Source organism: Aeromonas crassostreae (genome assembly GCF_054052445.1).
The window spans coordinates 55,830-80,836 of the sequence record NZ_JBSTYM010000018.1 but is presented as its reverse complement, the minus strand read 5'-3'; the positions used below and the strand labels follow the sequence as shown (position 1 = coordinate 80,836).

Sequence of the window (25,007 nt, the reverse complement as noted above, 5' to 3'; positions counted from 1 at the left end):
TACCCCCGCTGCGTGAAGCCAAGACCACAGAAGTACAGTGTGAAAAAAGCCAATAAAAACAATGCCAGTCAGCCTTAACTGACTGGCATTAGCCCCGAGGGGCCCATTTTTGATGCGGGTCACAGCCTGCGTTGGCCCATTGGTTATAATTTGCCACCTCTGCCATGGTTAGCACCATGGATCCACTACCCTATACGCTCTCGTCAGTCGATCCCGCCAGTGTCACCGCACCCGTTCGCAGATCTCGCTGATGATAACGCCAAAGGATATCCACCTTGGTCAAGACCCATCCCCATCCGGCGGAGCAGGAAACCGACACGGCGCAGCTCGATGCCTGTCGTCGCATCGTCGGCCAGCACTGCTTCAGCACCCAGGAAGAGATCCGCACCGAGTTGGCTCAGCAGGGGTTCGCCGACATCAGCCAGTCCACCATCTCCCGCCTGCTGCGCCGCCTCGGCGTGGCCAAGGCCCAGAACGCCAGCGGCAAGAAGGTCTACACCCTGGTTGAGGATCAGTTGGAGCCCTCTGGCTGTCGCCGCTCGGTGCACGACATGGTGCGCTCCGTGGACCACAACCGCCAGCTGGTGCTGATCCACACCACCCCGGGGGCCGCCACCGTGGTGGCGCGCCTGCTGGATCGCCACGCCAACCCCGAGATCCTGGGGGCCGTGGCCGGCAACGATGTGGTGCTGGTCGCCCCGCGCCACGTCAGCCGCACCCGTCAGGCCCACGAGGCCGTGCTGCGCACCCTGGCCCAGGCCCGCTAGCCGGGCCCTGCACTGCCAGACAGCTCCATGACAACACAGAGGCGACCCAGGGTCGCCTCTGTGTTGTCCGGCATGGCCGGAGGTGCAACAAAAAAGGGAGCCTATGGCTCCCTTCTCCATGACTGGCGGCCGTCAGAGACTGGCCCCCAGGCTCAGGCAGACCACGATCAGCACGGTCAGGATGCCGAGCAGCGGCGCTACCCACTTGAGCCAGCGCACATAGGGTACCTTGGCGATGGCCAGGCCCCCCATGACCACGGCGGAGGTCGGGGTCACCAGGTTCACCAGGCCGGAGGCAGACTGATAGGCGGTGACCACCAGCTCGCGGCCCACGTTGGCGAAGTCGGCAAGGGGCGCCATGATCGGCATGGTCAGCACCGCCAGACCGGAAGAGGACGGCACCAGGAAGGAGAGCACCACCTCCAGTGCGAACATGACGTTGATGAACACCACGGTGGAGAGGCCGGTCACCAGGCCCTCCGCGCTGTGCAATATGGTGTGGGTGATCATGCCGTTGTCCATCACCACCACTATGCCGCGGGCGATACCGATGATGAGGGCCACACCCAGCAGGTCGCGGGCACCGTCGATGAAGTTGGTGGTCAGCTCCTCCTCGCTCATGCGGGCGATGAGGCCCACTATGATGGCGGACGCCAGGAAGACGCCGGAGATCTCGGCCATCCACCAGCCGAGCACGGCCACCCCGTAGATCATCACGGCGAAGGCGGCGACGAAGATCCCCAGCACGATTTTGCGAGTAAGAGTGAACTCCAGCATCTCGTCGCTCTTGTTGCCGAGGAAGTGGGCGCGGTTCTCTTCCCACTTGTCGGCCACCAGGGACTTGCTGGGATCGCTTCGCACCATCTTGGCGTAGCGCATCACATAGGCCACGCACAGCAGCCAGCCGGCCACCAGCATGGCGATCCGCAGCCAGATGCCGTCGGTGAAGGAGATGCCGGCGGCGTTGGCGGCGATCACGGTGGCAAACGGGTTGATGGTGGAGCCCAGCGTCCCGATCCCGGCGCCCAGCAGCACGGTGGCGGCGGCGACCAGGGGGTCGAAGCGGGCGGCCATCATCACCGGCACCAGCAGGGTGTAAAACGGCAGCGACTCTTCGGCCATGCCGTAGATGGTGCCCCCGGCGGCGAACAGCGCCATCAGTATGGGGATCATCCACTCCTCGCGGCCACGCAGGCGGTAGGTGACCCGTTCGATACCGGCATCGATGGCCCCTGTCTTGGTCACTATGCCAAGGAAGCCGCCGATGATCAGGATGAAGAGGGAGACGTCGATGGCGCCTGCCTCATAGGTGTCGTGATTGTAGAGGCCATCGATGGGTGCCAGCAGCACGTCGACGATCCCCTGGGGATTGGCCTCCACCAACTGGTAGGTACCGGCCACCGGCACCTCCTTGCCGAGGGCTTCGTTCATGGCCATTTCATATTTGCCGGCCGGCACTATCCAGCTCAGGGCGGCGACGAACGCGATCAGCACAAACAATATGGTGTAGGCTGACGGGAACTTGAATTTTGTCATGGTCCAACATCCTTCTGTGGGGTGGTATCCATGCAGGCTGCGGGTAGGGTTAGAGGTATAGTTCCGCTGTCACATGGTTGTAAAACCGGGGGTTACCCCCCGGCACCACTACTGCGGTCTCAGTCGCCCAGGGTCGCCACCATCACGGCCTTGATGGTGTGCATCCGGTTCTCCGCCTCGTCGAAGACGATGGAGTGATCGGATTCGAATACGTCCTCGGTCACCTCCAGCCCTTTCATGCCGTATTTGTCCGCCACCTCCTTGCCCATGGTGGTCTCGTCGTTGTGGAAGGCCGGCAGGCAGTGCATGAACTTCACATCCGGGTTCTTGGTGGCGTTGATGGCGTCCATGTTGACCTGATAGGGGGTCATCAGTTTCACCCGGGCATCCCAGGCTTCCTTCGCCTCACCCATGGAAACCCAGACGTCTGTGTAGAGGAAGTCGGCCCCCAGCACACCCTCCTTCACGTCTTCGGTCAGGTGAATGCGCGCCCCTGTCTCTTCGGCGATCAGGCGGCATTGGGCGACCAGTTCCTCTTGCGGCCAGAAGGCTTTTGGCGCCACCAGACGGATGTCCATGCCCATCTTGGCGGCGCCCACCATCAGGGAGTTGCCCATGTTGTTGCGGGCATCCCCCAGGTAGGCGAACGTGATCTGATCCAGGCGCTTGCCCTTGCCGTGCTCCAGCATGGTCATGAAGTCCGCCAGGATCTGGGTCGGGTGGAATTCGTTGGTCAGGCCGTTCCAGACCGGCACGCCGGCATGGGCGCCCAGCTCTTCGACTATCTCCTGGCCGTAGCCACGGTATTCGATGCCGTCATACATGCGGCCCAGCACCCGGGCTGTGTCCTTCATCGACTCCTTGTGACCGATCTGGGAACCGCTCGGGCCAAGGTAGGAGACCTGGGCGCCCTGATCGAAGGCCGCCACTTCAAACGCGCAGCGGGTGCGGGTGGAGGTCTTCTCGAAGATGAGGGCGATGTTCTTGCCTGCCAGGTGCTTGCGCTCGTAGCCACCGTATTTGGCTTTTTTCAGGTCGATGGCGAGATCGATCATGTATTGGATTTCGCGCGGGGTGAAGTCCAGCAGTTTCAGGAAGTTACGGTTACGCAGATTAAAAGCCATGATGAGTTCTCTCTCTATTCATTCAAATTGTTCCGGGTGGCAGCCTGGGCTGCGCACTCGAGGTCGACAGATGTAGGGTCAGTGCTCCCCTCAGGCGGGGATGGCAAGATTGGCCACTATGCTGGTGCCGGCCTCCCCCCTGAGGATGGCCAGACCATCTTCCAGGCAGCCGATACCGACACGTCCCCGGGTCGCCGTCACGAATTCACAGGATGCCTCTATCTTGGGCCCCATGGAGCCGGCATCGAACGGGATGCCGGCCAGCTCGGCCGGGCTGGTGGTGCGCAGGGGGCGCTGGGTCGGTTTGCCCCAATCCAGGTAGACGGCATCGGCATCGGTCAGGATCAGCAGGGCATCGGCCTTGATCTGCTTGGCCAGGTAGGCGGCGGACATGTCCTTGTCGATGACGGCCTCGATACCGGTCAGCCGTTCTCCGTCCCAGGTCACCGGAATACCGCCACCCCCGGTACAGATGATGAGGTGGCCCTGGGCGATCAGGGTTTCGATGGCATCGCCTTCGACGATACGCCGGGGCAGCGGGGAGGGCACCACCCGGCGAAAGAAGTTGCCGTCGGCCTTGACGCTCCACTGCTTCTCGGCCGCCAGGGCGCGGGCCTCGGCCTCTTCATAGACGGGGCCGATAAACTTGGTCGGGTTGGCGAAGGCCGGATCCTCAGGATCGACCTGCACCTGGGTCAGCAGGGCGGTGACGTTGCGGCTCGGCATCAGGTTTTTCAGCTCCTGGATCAGCATGTAGCCGATCATGCCCTGGGACTCGGCGCCCAGCACATCCAGGGGATAGGGAGAGACCTTGGTGTAGGCGCTGTTTTGCAGGGCCAGCAGGCCCACTTGCGGGCCGTTGCCGTGCACCAGCACCACGTTGTACTGCTCGGCGATGCGGGCGATGGTCTTGGCGGCGGTCCCTATGTTCTTGCGCTGGATGTCGGCCTCGAGGGGCTCACCGCGGCGGAGCAGGGCATTGCCTCCCAGGGCGACGACGACTGTTGGTTTTTTCATGGTCTGGTTCTCGTTTCGCTGGAGAAGTGGCGCCCGCCTCTACCGGCGCCACGCCGTCTTGTCAGATGCCGTCACGTTCCATCGGGCAGCTCATGCAGCGGGCACCGCCGCGGCCACGGCCCAGCTCGTTGCCCGAGATGGGCAGCACTGTGATGCCGGCCTTGTCGTACTTCTCGTTGGTGTAGGTGTTGCCCTCGTAACCCACCACCACACCGGGGCGTACGGTCAGCACGTTGTTGGCATCGTTCCACTGCTCGCGCTCGGCCTCGAAGCTGTCACCGCCTGTGGTGATGAGTTTCAGCTGATCCACCCCCAGCGCCTGCTCGATGGCGGTGACGAAGTAGCCCTCCTCCTTGATCTTCATGCCGGTGGCGCCGCCCGGGGTCAGGCTCCAGCAGTTCACATCCTTGCGGATCACTTCCGGATAGACGGAGAAGGTGTCTATATCCATGTGGGTCATGACGGTATCCAGGTGCATGCAGCTGCGGTGTTTCGGCAACTCCATGGCGATGACCTGCCTGGCCTGGCCATGCTTGAACAGGCTGCGGGCCAGGTGTTCGACCCCTTGCGGTGTGGTGCGCTCGGACATGCCGATCAGCACGGCGCCGCGGCCGATGACCAGGACGTCGCCCCCTTCGATGGTGGCGTTGTCATAGTCGCGATCCTCGTCACCGAAGTACTTGATGAAATCCTGACCGGCGAACTGGGGATGCCAGCGGTAGATGGCCTTCACATGGTTGGTCTCGCGGCGGCGGGCGGCCTTGGCCATGGGGTTGATGGAGACGCCGCCATAGACCCAGCAGGAGGTGTCGCGGGTGAACAGGTGGTTGGGCAGCGGCTCTATGATGAAGTCGGTCGGGGCGTGCATGCCCACCACCATGTTGACGCCGCTGAACGGCATCTCGCCGTAGGTGAGGCCGCCGGAGAGGATGCGGGCCAGCTCGTGATGGGGCATGTCCGCCAGGAAGCAACGCACGTCATTGGCAAGGGAAGGCCCGAGACGATAATCGGAGATCTGATGTTGCAGCAGCCAGGTCTTGGCTTCCGGCACATCCAGGGTCTCGGCCAGCAGCTTGGTCAGCAGGAAGACTTCGACATTCTGATCCCGCAGCACCTGGGCGAACTTGTCATGCTCTTCACCGGCCCGCTCGACGGAGAGGACATCGTCGAACAGCAGATCCTGGCAGTTGGAAGGCGTCAGGCGCTTGAGACTGAGATTGGGGCGATGCAACATGACACGGCGCAGTTGGCCAACTTCAGAACCTACATAAAATTTGCTCATGGTTATATTCCGTCTCTTGGGGTCCATGCGAGTGATTGAATAGACTCCTTCTATTCTTTCTCATGGCTCAGGCGGGATATTCTTTATATAGGGTACTTGGCTTGTGTTCTATCCTGCCTATGCCTTTCGAGATAGAGGTTAGGCCTGCGAAAACACCAAAACTTAGAGATGGGTCACATTCAGTCCAGACTGAATAAAATGCAGTATGTTTGTTTGAACCCACCGACATAACTGTCAATTCGTCCGGCACCCCCTTCGCATTCATATGCATTTATTCATTATTTTATTCTTTTCTTCGCGACCATCCCCCTCCGGCAAACCAGTATTCAATAGGCCACAAAAGATATCATCTTCCTTTAAATACAATCAATTAGATGTCAATTGGCGAGATGCACAGCTTTATATGCAAGCCTTTGCATTTTTCATTGAGGATCATGAGGAAGACGCCGGGATAAAAAGTCATCCCGATGGGGTTTGATGCATAGATATTTTCTTGTCCTGGATCAAGGCAAAGGAATCAAGCCAGCGGGGAAGGGTGTATCCGCCCCAGTCACCAAGGGCCTTCGCGGCTGGCTATGCAAGAAAAACGCATCTTGCCGGCACGACGCTTCGCGACGCTCCCCTCAACTATTTTGAAACTTTTTTCATTAGTTGAATTTATGCCAAATCCTTGCGGTGAGGGCCGCCTCAACTTAACTAAAAAAGTGATCCGGATCACAACGGTATCCATATGACGTTAACGCTTCCGTCATCAATGTCATCAAGGAGAGCTCCATGAACATCAAACCCCTGCTTCTGCTCGTCGCCCTGGTTGTGCCCATAACCCCCACCCTGGCCCGAGCCGATGGCGCCCAGGCCATGCCGCTGGTGGTCTGCCATGTGGACAACAAGCCGCAGATGCTGGTGCCCGAGTACATCTGCATCTGGCACGGCGGGCGCCAGCACTACTAGCCAAGACAAGGGGAGGTTCGCCTCCTCTCTTGCCCCCCAACCTCCCTTTCCCTTTCCCTTTCCCTTTCTCCGCTCCGCCGTTTCGGCGCCAGACCTGGGCCATGCAGCCGGTCTGTCGCGGCCCCTTGCCGCGATGCCCCCAACCCTTCCTCTGTCCCGATCGCTGCCATCCTCTTTTGCCCGGCGCCTCTGCGCCATCCTGAGTGAGTCCAGGCAACCTGACCCGGCTTGGGTGGCGGCGAGGAATTTGTGAGACATTCGCCATTCATGGCGAGAGAGATCGCCCTGGCACTTGACTGTCATAATCGGATTGATGCGTGTTAAAAGCGCCAGCTTAAATCATTAACCATATGATCTTGTTGCGATAAAGCGCATCTCTTCGGCCAATGAGAACGAATCCATCAAAACGTTTTTCAGTATGGCGTTGTGGGCGGGTCGAAAATCCTTATAGTTACTCCTGCACGGACGCAGTCGAAGTCAATCAGGAAGATTGGCTGCCAGGGTTAGGCAAATGGACTCACCACAGGATGTGGTAAAGGACACCTCCCAGGACGGAGAAAGTGCGACGGGAATGGATGACTCGTCTGGCCATGATGGCTAAAGGACACCCCAAAGGATTGGGAAGGGGAAACCTAAAGGAAGAGGTATAGTCAGGGATTGCAGGGAGCAACTTCGTTCACGGATATGAACGATAAGACTATCGGGGGCGACGTGAGTCGCCCCCATCTTTTTTGTCTTTTTACCACCTCCTCCTTGCCGCGATGCCGATGTAGCAGGCAGCCTGCACCGGCTTGGGCTTGGCCGCCTTCCCTTGCCGCGATACCGATAAAGCGGGCGCCAATGAAAAGGGCTGCCTGCGCCGCCCTCCCCGTCTCCTGTTGCCGACACCCGCCCCATGGGGGCTGCTGCCTCACGCCAGTCGAAAATGCGCCACTATCTGGCCCAACCGATCATAGGTCTGCCGCATCGCCCCCGCGCTCGCCACCGTGGCCTCGCCATTGCCCTTGAGCTGGCGGATCACCTCGGCGATGGCCGTCATGTTGCGATTGATCTCCTCGGCCACCGCACTCTGCTGCTCGGCAGCGGTGGCAATCTGGGTGGTGAGGCCATTTATCTCCACCACCTCCCCCATCATCACATCGAGCGAGTCATTGACCCGGGTGGTGTTCTCCGCGGCACTCTGGCAACGCTGACGCGTCATTGACATGGCATCGACCAGGCTGGCGCTGCCCCGCTGCAATCTGGTCAGCATGGCCTGGATCTCCGCCGTGCTCTGCTGGGTGCGGCCCGCGAGGGAGCGCACCTCATCGGCCACCACGGCGAAACCACGGCCCTGTTCACCGGCCCGGGCCGCCTCGATGGCGGCGTTGAGGGCCAGCAGGTTGGTCTGCTCGGCGATGCTGCCAATGACCCCCAGCACCGAGCCTATCTGCTGCACCTCCTGCTGCATGGCCTGGACCGATCCTGCCGTCGCCTCCACCTCCGCCACCAGCGCCATCACGCTGTTCATGGCGCCATCCACCACCTCCCGCGTCGCGTTCGCCAGTTGCTCGCTCTGCATGGTCAGGTGCGCCGTGTCGGCGGCGCTGCGGGAGACGGAGACGGCGGTGGCGCTCATCTCGTTGACCGCGGTCACCACCTGCTCCGTCTCGTTGACATGGGTCAGCAGCAACTGCTGGGCGGTTCGGGTCTGGCCGGTCAGGCCACCGATGTCGTCATGGAGCTGGCCGCTGGCCTGGCTCACCGCCAGCATCATCTCCTGCAACTGGGCGATGAAGCGGTTGATACCGTCCGAGATCTGGCCGAGATCATCCTTGCTAGTCACCGCCAGGCGGCGAGTCAGGTCACCATTTCCCTCACTGAGGGCCAGCACCAGCCCCTTGAGGGAGAGGATGGGGCGGTAGGCCAGATTGAGCGCCACCATGGCCAGCACCATCACCACCAGGGCGACCGCGAGCAGGGCCAGGGTGATCTTGCCATTGATGGCCTGGGTCATGGCGCGGATATGGTCGAGATCCACATAGCCGGTCAGGGTCCACTGGCTGCCGCGGATATCCAGCTGGTTGGGGCGAGACTCGCTCTCCCCCTGAGGCTTGCTGCTGTAGAGCAGCTGACTCTGGCTGTCGGCCAGCGCGAAGGAGCGCCCCTCCCCGCTCATCTCCTCCAGCAGACGCTGGAATTCGCTCATGTCGAGGTAATAGAGGTAGGCGGAATCGGCGCCCCTGGGCACCAATATGGTGATGACCGGCTTGCCATCCAGCTGTTGCAGCGGGCTGACGGTGATCCGGTTGCCGGCCTCGGGGATCAGCTTGCGCAGGGCATCGACCCTGGCCTTATCGTCGATGACGCCGTTCACGTCGAAGGCCATGTCGCCGATCACCTTGACGATGTTGTGAAAGCCGGTCTCCTCCAGGGTCTTCTTGACATTGGTCACCCCGAAGTTGAGGTTGGCCGCCAGCAGGATTTTCTGGTTGATGTCCCCCGCCAGCTTCTCTTTGACCAGGGCTATCTGTTCATTGATGTTCTGGGTGGACTGGGTGCGGATGTAACCACTGATGAAGTGATTCACACTGAGCCAGGCGGTGCCGATGGTGACCAGGATGGCCAGCAGCAGCAGGACGTAGATTTTGACTTTGAATGCCATGGGGTGGGTCCCTCCAAAGAGAAAGGGCCGGAACATGTCCGACCCTCTCTGCCAATGCTTACTTCTTCTTGGCGTACTTCATGGAATCCAGCGCCACCGCCAGAATGATGATGCCGCCCTTGATGATGAACTGCCAGTAAGGGCTGACCCCGATATAGGTCAAGCCATAGTTGATCAGGGTGAAGATGAGCACCCCGGTGATCACACCGGCCACCGTCCCCACACCACCGGCAAACGACACGCCGCCCACCACGCAGGCCGCGATGGCGTCCAGCTCGTACATGAAGCCCAGGTTGTTGGTGGCACTGCCGACCCGGCCCGCCTCCAGCATGCCGCCGAAGGCGTAGAAGACCCCGGCCAGGGCATAGATGACCACCAGGTTGACCGCCACGTTGACCCCGGAGACCTTGGCCGCTTCCGGGTTGCCGCCGATGGCGAAGATGTTCTTGCCAAAGCGGGTCTTGTTCCACAGCACCCAGACGAAGACGCTGGCGATGGCCGCATAGAAGGTCAGGTACGACAGCTTGAAGCTGCCTATCCGGATGAAGCCCTGGGCGAAGCTGGAGAAGCGGGGATCGAAACCGGCCACCGGCGACGCGCCCACCGAATCAAAGTAGAGGGAGTTGATGCCGTAGACGATGATCATGGTGCCCAGGGTGGTGATGAAGGGCGTCACGTTCAGGTAGGCGACGATCAGGCCGTTGACCAGGCCAATCAGGGCCCCCACGGCGCACACCAGCAGGATCACCGCCGGGATCGGCACCTCTCCCAGGCTGGGGAACACCTTGTTGACGTTGGTCAGCGCCTGCAGCATGGTGGCGGCGATCAGGGCCGCCAGACCGACCTGGCGCCCGGCCGAGAGATCCGTCCCCTGGGTGATGATGATGCCCGCCACCCCGAGGGCGATGATGACCCGCACCGAGGACTGGGTCAGTATGTTGCTGAGGTTGGTGAGGCTGAGGAAGGAGGGCTCCTGGATCACGATGACCATGAGCAGCACCAGCAGCACCAAATAGATGGCGTTTTCCTTGAGCGCCTGCATCAGATTGAAATTTTTAGCCGACTCCATAAATGTCTTCCTGTCTCTAGAGGTACAGAGATGCCAGGCGCAGTATCTCGCTCTGGTCAGTTTCTTTGGTGTTGACGATCCCGGCGACCCGGCCGTTGCTCATGACCAGGATGCGGTCGGTGATGCCGAGCAGCTCCGGCATCTCGGACGAGATGATGATGATGCCCTTGTCCTTCTTCGCCAGCTCCAGGATGAGCTGGTAGATCTCGAACTTGGCGCCCACGTCGATGCCGCGAGTCGGCTCGTCCAGCATCAGGATCTCCGGCTGGGTCAGCAGCCAGCGGCCGATGATCACCTTCTGCTGGTTGCCGCCGGAGAGGGAGCCAATCTGGGTCTGCTGGGTCGGGGTCTTGACCCGCATGGCGTCGATGACCCACTGGGTGTCGCTCTTCATCTTGTTGTTGCTGAGCAGCCCCATGGAGCCCTTGTAGCTGTCCATGTTGGCGATCAGGGAGTTGAAGGCGATGTCGAGCCGGGAATAGATGCCGGTGGAGCGACGCTCCTCGGTCACCAGGGCGAAGCCGTTCAGGATGGCCTCGTGGGCCGTATGGTTCGCCACCACCTTGCCATGGATCCTGATGATCCCCGCGCTATGGTCGCGAATGCCGAACAGGGTCTCGACGATGTCGGTACGCTTGGCCCCCACCAGACCGGCGATGCCGAGGATCTCCCCCTTGTGCAGGTTGAAGCTCACGTCCTGGATGGAGGGCTGGTTCTTGGCCGTCAGGTGCTCGACTTCGAGGATCACCTCTTTGGGCTGGTTGGTTTTTTCCGGGAAACGCTGGGTCAGCTCGCGACCGACCATCATGCCGATGATCTGATCCATGGTCATGCCCTCAAGCGGCTGGGTCGCCACCCACTGGCCATCCCGCAATATGGTGATCTCGTCACAAAGCTGGAAGATCTCCTCCATCTTGTGGGAGATATAGACGATGCCGCACCCCTTCTCTTTCAGCTTGTTGATGATCTTGAAGAGGTGATTGACCTCCTTCTCGGTCAGGGAGGAGGTGGGTTCGTCCATGATGACGATCTTGGCGTCGTAGGAGAACGCCTTGGCGATCTCGATCATCTGCATCTGGGAGACCGAGAGCGTGCCCACCTTGACCTTGGGGTCGATGTCGATGTCCAGCTCGTCGAAGATGCGTTTGGTGTCGTCATACATCTTGTGGTGGTCGACAAACCAGCCCTTGGTGGGGTAGCGGCCGAGCCACATGTTGTCCATCACGGTGCGCTGCAACACCAGGTTCAGCTCCTGGTGCACCATGGAGACGCCGTTCTCCAGCGCCTCCCTGGAGGAGGTGAAGTTGACCTCCTGCCCCTTGAAGAAGATCTTGCCCTGATCCTTCTCATAGATGCCGAACAGGCACTTGAGCAAGGTGGATTTTCCCGCCCCGTTCTCGCCCATCAACGCATGCACAGAATGAGGACGGACCCGTAAATTGACATTATCGAGTGCCTTGACGCCGGGAAAACTCTTACTGACGTCAATCATCTCCAACAGCCATTCTGATTGTTGCTGTGTTGTCATATCAGCCATCACATCTGGTTGAAGAGAGGGCAAGGGGGTCGCCCTTGCCCTGGAGGAGGGGATTACTCGAATTGAGACAGGTTGTCTTTATCCACACCCACGTAGGCAACGCGCACGACCTTGTCGACGATGTTCCAGTTGGTGCCTTCACCCGCCGCCTTGCCTTCACCCAGATTCTTGGTCAGATCGAAGGTGGCCTTGGCCTGGTTGGCCGCATCGTTCAGCACTGTGCCCGCCATGGCACCACTCTTGACCATGGCCAGGGCCTCCGGCAGGGCATCGACGCCGAACACGGGGATGGCAGTCTTGCCCTGGGCTTTCAGTGACTCGACCGCGCCCATCGCCATGCCGTCGTTGTTGGCGATGACCACTTCGATCTTGTTGGCGTTGGGGCCGGAGATCCAGGCGTCCATCTTGTCTTTCGCCATGGCGGTATCCCACATGCCGGTATCCATGTGCAGCTGCTCTGTCTTGAGACCGCCGTCGTTCAGGGTCTTGACCACATAGGAGGTGCGGGCTTCCGCATCCGGGTGGCCGGGCTCACCCTTGAGCAGCACGAACTGGATGACGCCATCCTTGTTCAGGTCCCACTCGGGATGGGCGGCCCAATGCTTGGCGATCAGCTGACCCTGGATGATACCGGACTCCTTGGAGTCGGTACCCACGTAGTAAGCCTTGTCATAGCTGGCCAGATCGGCGGCGCTCGGCTCCTTGTTGTAGAACACCACGGGGATCTCGTCGGCACGAGCCTTCTCGATCACGACAGGGGCCGCCGCCGGGTCCACCAGGTTGATGGCCAGGGCCTTCACCCCCTTGGCCAGCAGCACGTCGATCTGGTCGTTCTGCTTGGACTGGTCATTCTGGGAGTCGTTCATCAGCAGCTCCACCCCGGGGTTGGCTGCCGCCTCCTTCTCGATGGCCTTGCGCACTACCGCCATGAAGTTGTCGTCGTACTTGTAGACGGTAACGCCCAGACGAGTGTCGGCCTGGGCGCTGGTCCCTGCGGTCAGTCCCATCAGCAGGGCGGCGACTGTCGTGATTTTTCTCATTGTTATGCTCCGATGTGTCTATCTGTTTTGTAGGAAAGCGGTACACCCACTGAACCGGTGTGACGTTAATGTAATCGGGTTGTTATGATCCTTTCTGTGATCCTGACGACAAAATGAAAACGTTTACACTCTGTTACACAAGGTGTTATTTGATATAAAACAAATAGTTATATTTATTTTATCTCGCACGCCTCCCTGCCTGTTGCCATTCATGGCCCCGTTCAGCCTAGTACACAGTTCCAATAGTATCTCCCTGGCGTCAGCCAGTATTCCGGGCGCACGCTCTGGCTCCAGGAGTCATCGCCCCCCACCCCCATGTGGAAGCCATCCAGGCACAGATGAAGCCCACCTTCCGCCACCAGATCGCACTGATGGCGCGCCTCGGCCAGCTGGGTCTGGCGATAGGGGCTGAGGCTGAAGTGAAACTCTCCCTCCACCCTGAGATCCCCCAGTCGCAAGTCACGCACCTGGCAGCGCAGGCCGTTGTCCGTGGGGAAGATATAGGGGGTGTGCAGCTCGGCCAGGGGCAGCTGCCAGCGGCCGAGATCGGCGCCAAGCAGGCGATCCGGATAGTTTTCATGGGGGCCGCACCCGAGCCAATCGACCCGTTCGACCTCATCGGCCAGCCAGAGATGGGCGCCGATGCGAGGCAGGGAGGAGATCGCCTCGCTCACCTGGACCTCGATGGCGATCTCCATGGCCCCATCCTGGCTGAAGCTGTGGTGCCAGCGGCTCAGGATCAGCAGCTGCTCGCCGACGAAGTAGCCATGCTCCACCCGCAGGCTGGCCTCCCCCTCCCGCACAGTGCCGAGGCAACGGTGTTGCAGATGAGGCAATCCCGCCGCCTGCCAGCGGGCGATCCAGGAGTGGGGATCCTGATGATCCGCCTCGCTGGTGCCGATGTCGTTGTCGAGCGGCGCCCGATAGAAGTGATCCGCCATGGCCCCCAGCAGGCGCTCACGGCCCGCTTTCTGCCAGCTGCAGATGCGGCCGCTCGCCTTGTCCAGCCGCCAGGTGCTGGCGGCAGTCTGGACCCGCCAGTGATCCGGCTGCTCACTCAACGGAGCGGGTGCCCGGGTCAGGGGCAGTGCCAGGGGCGTCGGCAGCATGCATTGCTGGCGCGCCACCTCGTGCCCCGCCTCGGACCAGGGGGTGGCCGCACTCTGCACTATGGCCAGATCCAGCCAGGCGAGAGAACCTGCGGCAAAGGCGGGCAGCCGCTCCAGCAGGGTGAGCGTCACACTGCCCAGGGGCGCCAGGGCGAGCGCGCACTCCCCCTCGCTGACCACCACGCCGTTCTCGCACAGCCGCCACCGCAACCGCTCGTTGTCCGTCTCGCGAAATAGATATTCGCTGCGGATCGCCACCGTCAGCGGCTGGCGTTCGAGCAGAGTCAGCACGAAGGGCTGCTGGGCCCGCTTCGCCTCGAACAGGGCGGGATGGGGGCTGCGGTCGGGGAACAGCAGGCCATTGATGCAGAACTGGCGATCGTTTTGCCGATCGCCAAAGTCGCCGCCATAGGCCCAGAAGTGGCGGCCATCCTCGGTCAACTTGTCCAGCCCCTGATCGACCCAATCCCAGACGAAACCACCTTGCAGCCTGGGGTGATCGCGAAACGCCTGCCAATACTCGGCAAAGCCCCCCAGGCTGTTGCCCATGGCATGGGCGTATTCGCACAGGATCAGCGGGCGCCGCTCGCCGGGCAGGCCGATCCACTTGGTCAGCGCCCACTTGGGCACGGCCGGGAAGGGTTGATCCTGATGGGTGCGGGCATACATGGGGCAGATGATGTCGGTGGCCGGAGTGTCGGCGCCGCCCCCCTCATACTGCACCGGGCGGCTCGGATCCGTGCCCTTGACCCAGGCATACATGGCATCGTGGGCCGGGCCATAGCCGGATTCGTTGCCCAGCGACCAGATGATGACGCTGGGGTGGTTGAAGTCCCGCGCCACCAGGCGGGTCACCCGCTCCAGGAAGGCGCCGCTCCAGCCGGGATCTCGCGCCAGTCGCCCCATGGGGCTCATGCCATGGGTCTCCAGGTTCGCCTCGTCCACCACATAGAGACCGAGCCGGTCGCAGAGCCGGTAGAACTCGGGATGATTCGGGTAGTGAGCGCAGCGCACCGCGTTGAAGTTGTGCCGCTTCATCAGGATCAGATCCTGCTCCATGTCGGCCGGGGTCACCGCGTGCCCGGTGGCGGGGTGGTGCTCGTGGCGATTGGCGCCGCGAATGAGCAGAGGCTGGCCGTTGAGCCGCAGCAGCTCCCCCTCTATCTCCACCGCCCGAAAGCCCACGTCGCAGGCCTCGCTCTCGATGGGCTCCCCCTGTTCATCCAGCAGGGTCAGGGTCAGGCGATAGAGGTGGGGGGTCTCGGCGCTCCATTTACGCGGCGCCGCCACCTCGAGCCAGAGCTCGGCGCGATCGTCGTAAGCCCCTTTTTCATCGATGGTCCCGGTGCCGAGCGGCCGGCACAGGGTCGCCACCCGCTCGTCGCCGTCATAGAGGTTGGCTGCCACCGACAGACCGGCCCCGTTGGCCCCCTGCAGCTCAATCTTGAGGCGAGCGTCCCGATAGCAGGCATCCAGCACAGGGGTGACCCGGACATCCATCAGATGACGGGCCGGTTTGTGCAGCAGGCTGACGGAGCGGAAGATCCCCGACAGCCACCACATGTCCTGATCCTCCAGATAGGAGCCATCGGACCAGCGCAGCACCAGCACCGCCAGCCGGTTGCGACCGCCGTGCAAATAGGGAGTCAGATCGAATTCGGCGGGCAATCGGCTGTCCTGGGAGTAGCCGACCCAGTGGCCGTTGCAAAACAGATGGCAGGCACTGCTCACCCCGTCGAAGATGATCCGGGTCTGGCCGCCGGCCAGCCACTCGGCAGGCAATTCGAACTCGCGGGAGTAGCAGCCGGTGGGGTTCTCTGCCGGCACCCGGGGCGGATCGCAGGGGAAGGGATACTTGATGTTGGTGTAGATGGGACCGTCGGTGACGGGGTGCGTGCCCGGATAGGCCCCGTCCAGCTGCCAGTTGCCCGGCACCCGGATCAGGCAGGCATCAACCAGATCCTGATGAACCCACTGCTCGGGCACCCGCTCCGGGGCCTCGAACCAGGAGAAGCGCCAGTCGCCATCGAGGGACAAACGGGAGCAAGATGGCAGATCGGCCCGCGCCGCCGCCTCGTCACGCCAGCTGGCGAGGGGGGTATGGGCCGCCAGTCGGTTGACCGATGTGACACCCTGGTTCTGCCAGCCCCGGCGCACCAATATCTCCCTGAGCATGCTTCCTCTCTCCCTGGATCGTTCGTAAAACAGCCGCAGTGTAGTGGAGTTGTCCGAGGGAAAGGGGGATCTTTCTCACAAAGATGTAAACGATTACATTTGGTTACCTGAACCTGGAAGCCATCCACGGACACAGGCGGGACAAGGGAGAGAGACGCCCCTGTCCCCAACGGAGCAGGGCGAGACGAGGGGGCGACGCAGAGTCCGACCCCCGACGGAGCAGGGCGAGGCGAGGGGGCGACGCAGAGCCCGACCCCCGACGGAGCAGGGTGAGACGAGGGGGCGACGCAGAGCCCGCCGCAGTCTGCGCCAGTGCTGACGCACCATCCGGGCGGGGCGGTCGAGTGACGATGGATCAGCGCCGAGGCAGAGTTGCGCTCTGCAACGTCTGTGCTTCCCCGGCCGACAGTGGCCGCCCCCACTTGACCGCCTGGCATGCCATTGGCTCGATGGGGTAGAGCTTGGCCATCTGGCATGGAGAGAGAGATGTCATCGAATCCCGCCACCGAGACCGCCTCCGGCATCCTGTGGCCGTTGCCCGCCAGCACCAGGACGGCCCCATCGCCACAGGCCAGCACGACCGTGGCGAGCAGCCCCTTGGCGATCGGGTTGAGCAGGTTGACTGTGGCACCTGCCTCCTCTTCCTCGTTCGGGCCCGACTCCACCCGTCCGGCATCCGCCAGGGTACCAATCCCCTTGCATCAGGGCCCGCGCATCGGCATGGGAGGGATGGCCAGGCGCGACCATGACCTGCCGCACCCGCGACGGGGCGCTCGCCTTGGGGAGCCGCTCATTCCCCGTGAAACCGTGGCGGTCGAGACCAGGTCAAGGGGGCAAGCTCCTGGGTGAAACTCATACTGGTTTCACGCTTTTCACTGCGCGCGAGCCGGCCATGATCCCCCTCGAGCCCTTTGATGGCAGGGAAAGCAAGGTTCATGTCCATGGCGCTTCGCCGAACACAAGTGTAATCGTTTACACAAATTTGCTAACCAGCTCACAGTTTGCCCATCGATGGCTCGGCTAGACTCCTGCTCACACCCGTCAAGCACAGGGCAGGGATGAAGACGCTGACCACGGACGACCGCGGCAGCCCGGGTCATCACCCACCTCACACTGCCGGGGGATGAGAGGCGCCGCCCGCGAGCGCGCCCGCTTCCCGACCACCCCATACATGTCATCAGCGAATGAGGAGTGATGATGTTCAATCCGGTTGATCACCCCCACCGCCGCTTCAACCCTCTCACCGGCCAGTACGTGCTGGTCTCTCCCCACAGGGCCAAGCGCCCCTGGCAGGGACAGGTGGAGAAGATAAGCGAGGCGCCCACCCAATCCCACGACCCCGACTGCTTCCTCTGTGCCGGCAACACCCGGGTCAGCGGCGATATCAACCCCGACTACCAGGGCACCTTCGTCTTCACCAACGACTTCGCCGCCCTGATGCAGGACACCCCGGCCACCGACGCAGCGCCGGATCCCCTGTTGCAACTGGAGGCAGCCCGGGGCACCAGCCGGGTCATCTGCTTCTCGCCGGACCACGGCAAGACGCTGCCCGAGCTGTCCCTGCCCGCCATCGAGGGAGTGATCACCAGCTGGATGAGCCAGGTGGCCGAACTCTCTGCCCAGTGGGAATGGGTGCAGGTGTTTGAAAACAAAGGGGCCGTCATGGGCTGCTCCAACCCCCACCCCCATGGCCAGATCTGGGGCAGCGACTTCCTGCCCAACGAGATAGCCAGGGAGCAGGATCGCCAGCAGGCCTGGCTGGCCGAACACGGCCGCCCCCTGCTGCTGGACTATGTGGCGCGGGAGCTGGCGGACCGATCCCGCCTCGTGGTGGAGACGACCCACTGGCTGGCGGTGGTGCCCTTCTGGGCGGCCTGGCCGTTCGAAACCCTGCTCTTGCCCAAGGCCCATGTGCCCTCCATGCTGGATCTCACCCGGGAGCAGCAACAGGATCTGGCCATCGCGATCAAGGAGCTCACCAGCCGCTACGACAACCTGTTCCAGTGCAGCTTCCCCTACTCCATGGGCTGGCACTTCGCCCCGCCCCGCGCCGATTGCCCCGAGGCCTGGCAGCTGCACGCCCACTTCTATCCGCCCCTGTTACGTTCAGCGAGTGTGCGCAAATTCATGGTCGGCTTCGAGATGCTGGCCGAGACCCAGCGTGACCTCACCCCGGAGCAGGCAGCCGAGCGGCTGCGCGCCCTGAGCCCCCTCCACTACAAGAGTGCCCAAGCATGACCATGACCCCGTTTGAACGCGTGACCGAGGTTTTCATCCGTCACCACGGCCGCCCCCAGGATCTCAGCGTCCGGGCGCCGGGCCGGGTCAACCTCATCGGCGAGCACACCGACTACAACGACGGCTTCGTGCTGCCCTGCGCCATCGACTACGAGACCTGTGTCGCCATCGGCCTGCGCCAGGATGCCAGGGTGAGGGTCATCGCCGCCGACTACGGGGAGGAGCACGACGAGTTCTCCCTGGATGCTCCCATCGAGCACCACCCGGACCAGCGCTGGAGCGATTATATCCGTGGCGTGGTCAAGCACCTGCAGGCGCGCGGCCATGTCCTGCACGGCCTGGATCTCGTGGTCTCCGGCAACGTGCCCCAGGGGGCCGGGCTCTCCTCGTCCGCCTCCCTGGAGGTGGCCATAGGCCAGGCCTTCAAGGAGGCTCTGGGGCTTGCCATCAGCCAGGCCGAACTGGCCCAGAACGGCCAGCAGGCGGAGAACCAGTTCGTCGGCTGCAACTGCGGCATCATGGATCAGATGATCTCCGCCTGCGGCGAGGCGGACCATGCCCTGCTGCTCGATTGCCGCTCCCTGGAGACCCGTCTCATCCCCATGCCGATGGATCTCGCCGTGCTCATCGTCAACTCCAACGTGCGCCGCGGCCTGGTGGACAGCGAGTACAACCTGCGTCGCCAGCAGTGCGAAGCCGCCGCCCGCCACTACGGGGTCAAGGCCCTGCGCGACCTCGACGCCAGCCGCCTGGAGGCGGACAAGGCCGGGCTGGACGAGGCCTGCTACCGCCGCGCCCGCCACATAGTGGGGGAGAACGCCCGTACCCTGGCCGCCGCCGAGGCGCTCGCCTCAGGGGATCTGGTCCGCCTCGGCGAGCTGATGGGCCAGTCCCACGCCGCCATGCGCGATGACTTCGAAATCACCGTGCCCGCCATCGACGGCCTGGTGCAGATCATCAAGGGGCAGCTCGGCAGCGAAGGGGGCGTGCGCATGACGGGCGGTGGCTTCGGCGGCTGCGTGGTGGCCCTGCTGCGCCCGGAGCGGGTGCCTGCGGTCATCGCCGCCGTGGAGGCGCAATACCCGGCCATCTCGGGGCTGGAGGCGGCTTGCTACGTCTGCTCCGCCAGCGCCGGGGCGGGCAGACGATGAGCAACCCCATGACGTCATTCGAGCTGGAAAACGAAGAGGGGCTGCGCCTGCGCGGTCTCGATTTTGGTGCCACCCTCACCTCCCTCACCCTGCCGCTGGCGGGGGGGCGGCGTGAAGTGCTGCTGGGCTGCGCCGACGAGGCCTATGCCAGCCAGCAGGTGTGGCTGGGGGCCGTGGCGGGGCGCTTTGCCAACCGCATCGGCGGCGCCCTGCTGGTGCGAGGGGACGAACGCTGGGCCCTGGACGCCAACCAGGGGGCCAACTGCCTGCACGGCGGGGGCGACGGCTTTCACCGCCGCACCTGGCAGATCAAGGAGCAGGAGGCGGACAGGATCAGGCTGGCCCTGCTCTCAAGGGCCGGGGATCAGGGCTTTCCCGGCAATCTGAGGGTCACCCTGGAGTACCGGCTGGAGCAGCGGGATCTGGTGGTCGACTTCTGCGCCAGCACGGACGCCCCGACCCCGGTCAGCCTCACCAGCCACGCCTACTTCAACCTGGACGGCGGCGGCGACATCCGCCATCACACCCTCAGCCTGAACGCAGACCACTACCTGCCCACGGATGAACAGAGCCTGCCGCTGGCCATGGCGCCGGTGGAGGGCCCCTTCGATCTGCGCGCCCCCCGCCCCATCGGCCAGGAGTGGCTGAGCCACCCCCAGCAGCGGCTGGCCAAGGGGTACGATCACGCCTTCCTGCTCAATGGGGGCGAGGGGGAGCAGCCATGGGCGGCACGGGTCATCTCGGGGGATCGCCAACTGGCGATGGAGGTCCATACCAATCAGCCCTCCCTGCAGTTCTACAGCGGCAACTGGCTGACCGGCACGCCGGATCGCCACGGCCGGCCCTACCGGGATTACGACGGTTTCTGCCTGGAGGCCCAGCAGCTGCCTGACAGCCCGAACCGGCCCGAGCTCGGCGACCCCTGGCTGCTGCCGGGGCAGCGCTATCGTCACCAGACTCGCTATCGCTTTATCGCCGCCGACTAATCCGCCCGGGGATACAGGGTCACTCATCGGGGCAGAGTCATGAACCCACCCCAAGCAAGGAGTCTTTATGGATGAGCACTACTTGGCCGCGCCGGATCGTTACCAGCGCCAGCCCTATCGCCCCGCGGGTCGCCACGGTCTGCGCCTGCCCGGCATCGGCCTGGGTCTGTGGCACAACTTCGGCGCCGGGAGCGATCCCGCCGGGGCGAAGGCCATGGTGCACCAGGCGTTCGATCTGGGGATCACCCACTTCGATCTCGCCAACAACTACGGGCCGCCGCCGGGATCGGCCGAGCTGACTTTCGGCGCCCTGCTCAAGGGGAGCCTGGCCCCTTATCGGGACGAGCTCGTCATCGCCAGCAAGGCGGGTTACCTGATGTGGGACGGCCCCTACGGCGATGGCGGCAGCGCCAAATACCTATTTGCCAGCCTGCACCAGAGCCTGCGCCGCCTCGGGCTGGACTATGTGGACATCTTCTATCACCACAGGCCGGATCCCCGCACCCCGCTGGAGGAGACCTGCCAGGCCTTGGCGCTCATGGTGCGCCAGGGCAAGGCGCTCTATGTCGGCCTCTCCAACTACCCGGCCGAGCTTGCCGCCCAGGCGGCGACCCGGCTGGCGGAACTCGGCACCCCCTGCCTGGTCAATCAGCTCAAATACTCCCTGCTCCAACGCGACATCGAGGCGCAGACGCTGCCGGTCTGCCGCGAACACGGCATGGGAGTGGTCGCCTTCTCGCCCCTGGCGGGAGGGCTGCTCAGCGATCGCTACCTGGACGGGATCCCGGCGGATTCCCGCGCCGCCAGCGCCAGCCCCTTCCTGACACCGGATCAGCTCACGGCGGAGAGGCTGACCCGCATCCGCGCCCTGCACGCCCTGGCGCAGCAGCGGGGCCAGTCCCTGTCCCAGCTGGCATTGCAGTGGGTGCTGCGCGATCCCGTGGTGAGCTGCGCCCTGATCGGCGCCAGCCGCCCGCAGCAGATTGTGAGCGCCGTCGACGCCCTGGGGCAGCCGCCACTGGAGGAGGAACTGCAACAAAAAATCCTGTCTGCGCTGGATTAGCAGCACGAAAGGATCCTCAAACTGCGACTAGCTGGCATGACTGAACTGTCAGAAGGTGACGGGGCGGCGACAAGGCCAGGGGCAATTTCACTCAAGCCGCAGCGGCCTGGCCCTGCACCATGGAGAGGGGCCGGCCGCCAGACAAGGGCGGTCAACGGCAGCGGTCCCCCCAATATTCTCTGGTTGCCCGCGGGATTTTCCGCCATCATTGGCCGCCCCGACCCTGCTCGGGGCTGATTTTATCCGGCTCCCATCCATCAAGAGATCTGTACCATGACCGAATCCTACGCCCTGTTTGTCGCCTTCGTGCTGGGCATAGTGGAAGGCCTGACCGAGTTCCTGCCCGTTTCCTCCACCGGCCACATGATCATCGTCGGCCATCTGCTGGGCTTCGAAGGGCCCAAGGCCGCCACCTTCGAGGTGGTGATCCAGCTGGGCTCCATCCTGGCGGTCGTCGTCATGTTCTGGCGCCGGCTGTTCGGGCTCATCGGCATTCACTTCGGTCAAAAACCAACCCAGGATCATGCCACCCTCACCCTGGTGCACGTCATCCTCGGCATGCTGCCCGCCGTGGTCGTCGGGCTCGCCATCCACGGCTGGATCAAGGCCCATCTGTTTGGCCCTGAGACCGTGATGTACGCCCTGGTGGCGGGCGGCATCCTGCTGATCATCGCCGAGAAATTCCGCCCCGCCGTCACCGCCGAGACCCTGGACGACATCAGCTACAAGCAGGCGTTCGGTATCGGCCTGTTCCAGTGTCTGGCACTCTGGCCCGGCTTCTCCCGCTCAGGCGCCACCATCAGCGGCGGCATGCTGATGGGCATCAGCCGCCATGCGGCGGCCGAATTCTCCTTCATCATGGCGGTGCCCATGATGATCGCGGCCAGCGGCCTGGATCTCTACAAGAGCCGGGACTTCCTCTCCATGGCCGACTTCCCCATGTTTGCGGTGGGCTTCGTCACCGCCTTCGTGGTCGCCATGGTCGCCATCAAGACCTTCCTGGCGCTGATCCGTCGCCTCGACTTCATCCCGTTCGCCATCTACCGCTTCCTGCTGGCCTTCGTCGTCTATCTGGTGTTTGTCGCCTGAGCGGCCGCCCGTCATGGAATGCAGAAGGGACCAAATGGTCCCTTTTTCTATGGCGTCATGGTGCTCAATAGAGGTGCTGGCTGATGCCGTTGAGCAACCGTGACAGCCCCTTGGTGAACTGCACCGGGGCATTCTGCACCGTGTAGCAGAGGCAGCCGTCCGGGGTGTGCGGGCTGTGGGCGTGGCGGGCGTCGCGCCAGATGAAGTCCCCCGCCTGATAGCAGGTGTCGCCATCTTCGATGGTGCCCGCCAGCAGCAGGGTCAGCTCATAGCCCTTGTGGGTATGCTCGGGGATGCGGCCACCGGCCTCGATATGGAGCAGGCTGGCGCGGGCCCCCATCTCGTCCAACGGCAGGCTGTGCTGGCGAATGGCGCCCACATGGCGCCACTTGGGCGCATGGTGACGGGCCAGCACCCGGGGCAGGCGGTATGAGTGACCCGCCACCTGCAACACGGGCAGGGGGGGCGCAATCTGGGCGAGTTCGGTCGCCGTCGCCAACGGCTGTTGCAGTATCTCCGCCAGCATGGCATCGAACCCGGCTTCGGCGGGATCGTCCGCCGCCGCGGGCGGCGCCGGCGCGTCGTTCGCCCACGAGTCATTGGCCAGGTATGCGTTCGCCAGCTCCTCTTCGTGGGCTCGCAGGCGCAGGGCACATTCGGGACAGAGTTCGCAATGGGCGGCCACCCCGACGGCCAGGGGCAAGGGCAGCTCGTCGGCGGCGAAGGCGCGCAACATGGGGTCGGTCGGATGGATCTTAATCATGGCCTTGCTCCACTTGCTCTTTCAGTTTCTGTAATGCCAGCCGCAGGCGGGACTTGATGGTACCAAGGGGCACGCCGAGCCTGTCCGCCAGCTCCTGCTGGGAGAGCTCCTGCAGATAGATGCCACGCACCACCTGCTGCTGGGGCTCGGGCAGTGCCCCGACATGGTGCGCCATCTGGCGGGTCAGCACCGCATCCTCGCCACCGCTCAGGGACTCCTCCTGCGCCCTGAACTCCAGCAGCGGCCACAGCTCTTCGGCGCAGAGATCCTCCTTGCTGGCGCGACGGCGGCGCAGCATGTCGAAGCACTGGTTGCGCATCACCGTATAGATCCAGGTGCTGGGGGCGCCCTTGTCCGGGTGATAGAGGCGCGCCTTCTGCCACACCAGCATCATGGTCTCCTGCACCAGCTCCATGGCATTGGCCTCGCTGCCGAGATGGCGCAGGCCGTAGTGACGGATCCGGGGGGCGAAATGGTGAAACAGGGCGGCGAAGGCCACCTTGTCGGCGGTCTCGGCGACCCGGATCAGCTGAGTCTTCAGATCCGGGGTGCCTGGGGCTGTGTCCATCTGGGGCGAGATCCTGCTGTGAACCGATTGTGATTGGCCAGTATATGCCATGGCGCCTAACCCTGAATGCAAACGTACCCAGCTATACGCTCGGAAACGAGACCCGGATCACCGGGCCGGATCAGTGACTGGTGACCAGCAGGTTGCTGAGCAGACGCAGGGCGGGACGATAATCCTCGCAGGCCATCAGCCACTGCTTCTGCTCTGCCGGGATGGGTAGCACCTCGATCCAGCGCTGGGCGACCCAGCAGGCATCGTCCCAGGCCGGCTCGTGATAGAGGGCGGCATATTCGGGGTAGTCGCTGAATACCTCCCGCAGGGCCTGGGCCAGATTGCGCTGATCCTGGGGCAGGCGGCCACCCTGCCAGGGCGGCAGCAGCTGTGCGTCACACACCCTCAGACCATCCCCCTCCTGCCAGAGATCCCGGATCCGCAGCCGATCCACCCCCTGCACCTTGATGCCGAGCAGGCCGTCGGGCAGGCGGTCGAAGTCGATGATCCGCACCCGGGTGGCGATGGGGTACATGTTGCGCAGCGCATCGGGCTGGCGGGGGTCCAGCATGCAGAGGGCGAACTCCCGAACCTGGGCCTCGGCGATCATCCGCAGGTATCTGGGCTCGAAGAGGCGCAGGGGCATGACGCCGCCGGGCAGCAGATGAGCAGAGAGGGGGAAGAGCGCCAGTTGCATGTCGGTATCCAGTTTCGTGTGTCTTCTTCTGATACGACTACGGAAACGGGCCAGATCATTCAGACCAAGTGGGAATAAAAAACCCCATTGGTATTAGGGGAAAATAGCCTGGACAAGCTGCTTCCATATGCAGTAGAAATGGTTAAGTCGCAGGCGACAACGCAATATTCTGCAAACCTGCGCGCCACGCAGTGAAATATCCGCCGCCCC

At 63.1% G+C, this 25,007-nt stretch carries 19 protein-coding genes; 7 read left to right on the top strand and 12 right to left on the bottom strand.

From position 1 onward, the window contains the following. Positions 1-275 precede the first annotated feature (275 nt). On the top strand, positions 276-767 hold the full coding sequence (locus tag ACW5W4_RS14425; RefSeq protein WP_427261225.1) for an arginine repressor: 492 nt from the start codon (positions 276-278) through the stop codon (positions 765-767). A 132-nt stretch (positions 768-899) separates the two neighbouring features. On the opposite strand, the gene ACW5W4_RS14420 is transcribed toward ACW5W4_RS14425, so the two are convergent. From ACW5W4_RS14420 to arcA, 4 genes are all read right to left on the bottom strand, one after another. After that, the gene (locus ACW5W4_RS14420) at positions 900-2,303 is read right to left on the bottom strand and encodes a YfcC family protein (protein ID WP_427261224.1); all 1,404 of its coding nucleotides are present in this window, start codon (positions 2,301-2,303) and stop codon (positions 900-902) included. A 119-nt stretch (positions 2,304-2,422) separates the two neighbouring features. Continuing rightward, entirely contained in the window at positions 2,423-3,427 is a 1,005-nt protein-coding gene (argF, locus tag ACW5W4_RS14415) for an ornithine carbamoyltransferase (protein WP_456689836.1), read from the bottom strand. A gap of 90 nt (positions 3,428-3,517) precedes the next feature. Continuing rightward, a complete protein-coding gene (gene arcC, locus ACW5W4_RS14410) occupies positions 3,518-4,444 on the bottom strand; it encodes a carbamate kinase (RefSeq protein ID WP_456689835.1) in 927 nt (308 codons plus the stop codon). A 61-nt stretch (positions 4,445-4,505) separates the two neighbouring features. Then, positions 4,506-5,726, bottom strand: coding sequence for an arginine deiminase (gene arcA, locus ACW5W4_RS14405; protein ID WP_456689834.1), 1,221 nt, complete (start codon positions 5,724-5,726; stop codon positions 4,506-4,508). A gap of 774 nt (positions 5,727-6,500) precedes the next feature. Here arcA and ACW5W4_RS14400 point away from each other — a divergent pair. Continuing rightward, entirely contained in the window at positions 6,501-6,677 is a 177-nt protein-coding gene (locus ACW5W4_RS14400) for a hypothetical protein (protein WP_456689833.1), read from the top strand. A 910-nt stretch (positions 6,678-7,587) separates the two neighbouring features. On the opposite strand, the gene ACW5W4_RS14395 is transcribed toward ACW5W4_RS14400, so the two are convergent. The 5 genes from ACW5W4_RS14395 to ACW5W4_RS14375 form a co-directional block, all read right to left on the bottom strand. After that, positions 7,588-9,321, bottom strand: coding sequence for a methyl-accepting chemotaxis protein (locus ACW5W4_RS14395; protein WP_456689832.1), 1,734 nt, complete (start codon positions 9,319-9,321; stop codon positions 7,588-7,590). 58 nt (positions 9,322-9,379) lie between these two features. Beyond that, positions 9,380-10,390, bottom strand: a complete 1,011-nt coding sequence (mglC, locus tag ACW5W4_RS14390) for a galactose/methyl galactoside ABC transporter permease MglC (protein WP_427261218.1) — start codon at positions 10,388-10,390, stop codon at positions 9,380-9,382. 16 nt (positions 10,391-10,406) lie between these two features. Beyond that, on the bottom strand, positions 10,407-11,927 hold the full coding sequence (mglA, locus tag ACW5W4_RS14385) for a galactose/methyl galactoside ABC transporter ATP-binding protein MglA (protein WP_456689831.1): 1,521 nt from the start codon (positions 11,925-11,927) through the stop codon (positions 10,407-10,409). A gap of 53 nt (positions 11,928-11,980) precedes the next feature. Next, the gene (gene mglB, locus ACW5W4_RS14380) at positions 11,981-12,967 is read right to left on the bottom strand and encodes a galactose/glucose ABC transporter substrate-binding protein MglB (protein WP_408796011.1); all 987 of its coding nucleotides are present in this window, start codon (positions 12,965-12,967) and stop codon (positions 11,981-11,983) included. 221 nt (positions 12,968-13,188) lie between these two features. Then, a complete protein-coding gene (locus ACW5W4_RS14375) occupies positions 13,189-16,251 on the bottom strand; it encodes a beta-galactosidase (protein WP_456689830.1) in 3,063 nt (1,020 codons plus the stop codon). A gap of 1,197 nt (positions 16,252-17,448) precedes the next feature. On the opposite strand from ACW5W4_RS14375, the gene ACW5W4_RS14370 reads away from it, so the two are divergent. The 5 genes from ACW5W4_RS14370 to bacA all read left to right on the top strand — a co-directional run bounded on the left by ACW5W4_RS14370 (position 17,449) and on the right by bacA (position 22,778). Then, a complete protein-coding gene (locus ACW5W4_RS14370; RefSeq protein ID WP_456689829.1) occupies positions 17,449-18,489 on the top strand; it encodes a UDP-glucose--hexose-1-phosphate uridylyltransferase in 1,041 nt (346 codons plus the stop codon). A gap of 2 nt (positions 18,490-18,491) precedes the next feature. Next, positions 18,492-19,640 carry a galactokinase gene (galK, locus tag ACW5W4_RS14365; RefSeq protein ID WP_456689840.1) on the top strand — a complete coding sequence of 383 codons (1,149 nt, stop codon included), beginning with the start codon at positions 18,492-18,494 and terminating at the stop codon, positions 19,638-19,640. Continuing rightward, positions 19,637-20,626, top strand: a complete 990-nt coding sequence (gene galM, locus ACW5W4_RS14360) for a galactose-1-epimerase (protein ID WP_456689839.1) — start codon at positions 19,637-19,639, stop codon at positions 20,624-20,626. The genes galK and galM overlap by 4 nt, the downstream gene beginning before the upstream one ends. Before the next feature lie 67 nt (positions 20,627-20,693). Continuing rightward, positions 20,694-21,689 (top strand): aldo/keto reductase, encoded by a 996-nt coding sequence (locus ACW5W4_RS14355; protein WP_456689828.1) that lies wholly within the window; start codon positions 20,694-20,696, stop codon positions 21,687-21,689. Between the two features lie 273 nt (positions 21,690-21,962). Continuing rightward, positions 21,963-22,778, top strand: a complete 816-nt coding sequence (bacA, locus tag ACW5W4_RS14350) for an undecaprenyl-diphosphate phosphatase (protein WP_456689827.1) — start codon at positions 21,963-21,965, stop codon at positions 22,776-22,778. Positions 22,779-22,842: 64 nt separating this feature from the next. Here the strand turns inward: bacA and ACW5W4_RS14345 are convergent, their stop codons facing one another. The 3 genes from ACW5W4_RS14345 to ACW5W4_RS14335 form a co-directional block, all read right to left on the bottom strand. After that, positions 22,843-23,541: a ChrR family anti-sigma-E factor gene (locus tag ACW5W4_RS14345; RefSeq protein WP_456689826.1), complete on the bottom strand. Its 699-nt coding sequence runs from the start codon at positions 23,539-23,541 to the stop codon at positions 22,843-22,845. After that, on the bottom strand, positions 23,534-24,109 hold the full coding sequence (locus tag ACW5W4_RS14340) for a sigma-70 family RNA polymerase sigma factor (protein WP_408796027.1): 576 nt from the start codon (positions 24,107-24,109) through the stop codon (positions 23,534-23,536). Before ACW5W4_RS14340 ends, ACW5W4_RS14345 begins: the two co-directional genes overlap by 8 nt. Positions 24,110-24,230: 121 nt before the next feature. After that, positions 24,231-24,797, bottom strand: coding sequence for an LON peptidase substrate-binding domain-containing protein (locus tag ACW5W4_RS14335; protein WP_456689825.1), 567 nt, complete (start codon positions 24,795-24,797; stop codon positions 24,231-24,233). Positions 24,798-25,007 lie beyond the last annotated feature (210 nt).

Bases quoted from the DNA above. Each gene is read 5' to 3' on its own strand.
- ACW5W4_RS14420 (WP_427261224.1), bottom strand. From the start codon at position 2,303: ATGACAAAATTCAAGTTCCCGTCAGCCTACACCATATTGTTTGTGCTG.
- argF (WP_456689836.1), bottom strand. From the start codon at position 3,427: ATGGCTTTTAATCTGCGTAACCGTAACTTCCTGAAACTGCTGGACTTC.
- arcC (WP_456689835.1), bottom strand. From the start codon at position 4,444: ATGAAAAAACCAACAGTCGTCGTCGCCCTGGGAGGCAATGCCCTGCTC.
- arcA (WP_456689834.1), bottom strand. From the start codon at position 5,726: ATGAGCAAATTTTATGTAGGTTCTGAAGTTGGCCAACTGCGCCGTGTC.
- ACW5W4_RS14400 (WP_456689833.1), top strand. From the start codon at position 6,501: ATGAACATCAAACCCCTGCTTCTGCTCGTCGCCCTGGTTGTGCCCATA.
- ACW5W4_RS14395 (WP_456689832.1), bottom strand. From the start codon at position 9,321: ATGGCATTCAAAGTCAAAATCTACGTCCTGCTGCTGCTGGCCATCCTG.
- mglC (WP_427261218.1), bottom strand. From the start codon at position 10,390: ATGGAGTCGGCTAAAAATTTCAATCTGATGCAGGCGCTCAAGGAAAAC.
- mglA (WP_456689831.1), bottom strand. From the start codon at position 11,927: ATGGCTGATATGACAACACAGCAACAATCAGAATGGCTGTTGGAGATG.
- mglB (WP_408796011.1), bottom strand. From the start codon at position 12,967: ATGAGAAAAATCACGACAGTCGCCGCCCTGCTGATGGGACTGACCGCA.
- ACW5W4_RS14375 (WP_456689830.1), bottom strand. From the start codon at position 16,251: ATGCTCAGGGAGATATTGGTGCGCCGGGGCTGGCAGAACCAGGGTGTC.
- ACW5W4_RS14370 (WP_456689829.1), top strand. From the start codon at position 17,449: ATGTTCAATCCGGTTGATCACCCCCACCGCCGCTTCAACCCTCTCACC.
- galK (WP_456689840.1), top strand. From the start codon at position 18,492: ATGACCCCGTTTGAACGCGTGACCGAGGTTTTCATCCGTCACCACGGC.
- galM (WP_456689839.1), top strand. From the start codon at position 19,637: ATGAGCAACCCCATGACGTCATTCGAGCTGGAAAACGAAGAGGGGCTG.
- ACW5W4_RS14355 (WP_456689828.1), top strand. From the start codon at position 20,694: ATGGATGAGCACTACTTGGCCGCGCCGGATCGTTACCAGCGCCAGCCC.
- bacA (WP_456689827.1), top strand. From the start codon at position 21,963: ATGACCGAATCCTACGCCCTGTTTGTCGCCTTCGTGCTGGGCATAGTG.
- ACW5W4_RS14345 (WP_456689826.1), bottom strand. From the start codon at position 23,541: ATGATTAAGATCCATCCGACCGACCCCATGTTGCGCGCCTTCGCCGCC.
- ACW5W4_RS14340 (WP_408796027.1), bottom strand. From the start codon at position 24,109: ATGGACACAGCCCCAGGCACCCCGGATCTGAAGACTCAGCTGATCCGG.
- ACW5W4_RS14335 (WP_456689825.1), bottom strand. From the start codon at position 24,797: ATGCAACTGGCGCTCTTCCCCCTCTCTGCTCATCTGCTGCCCGGCGGC.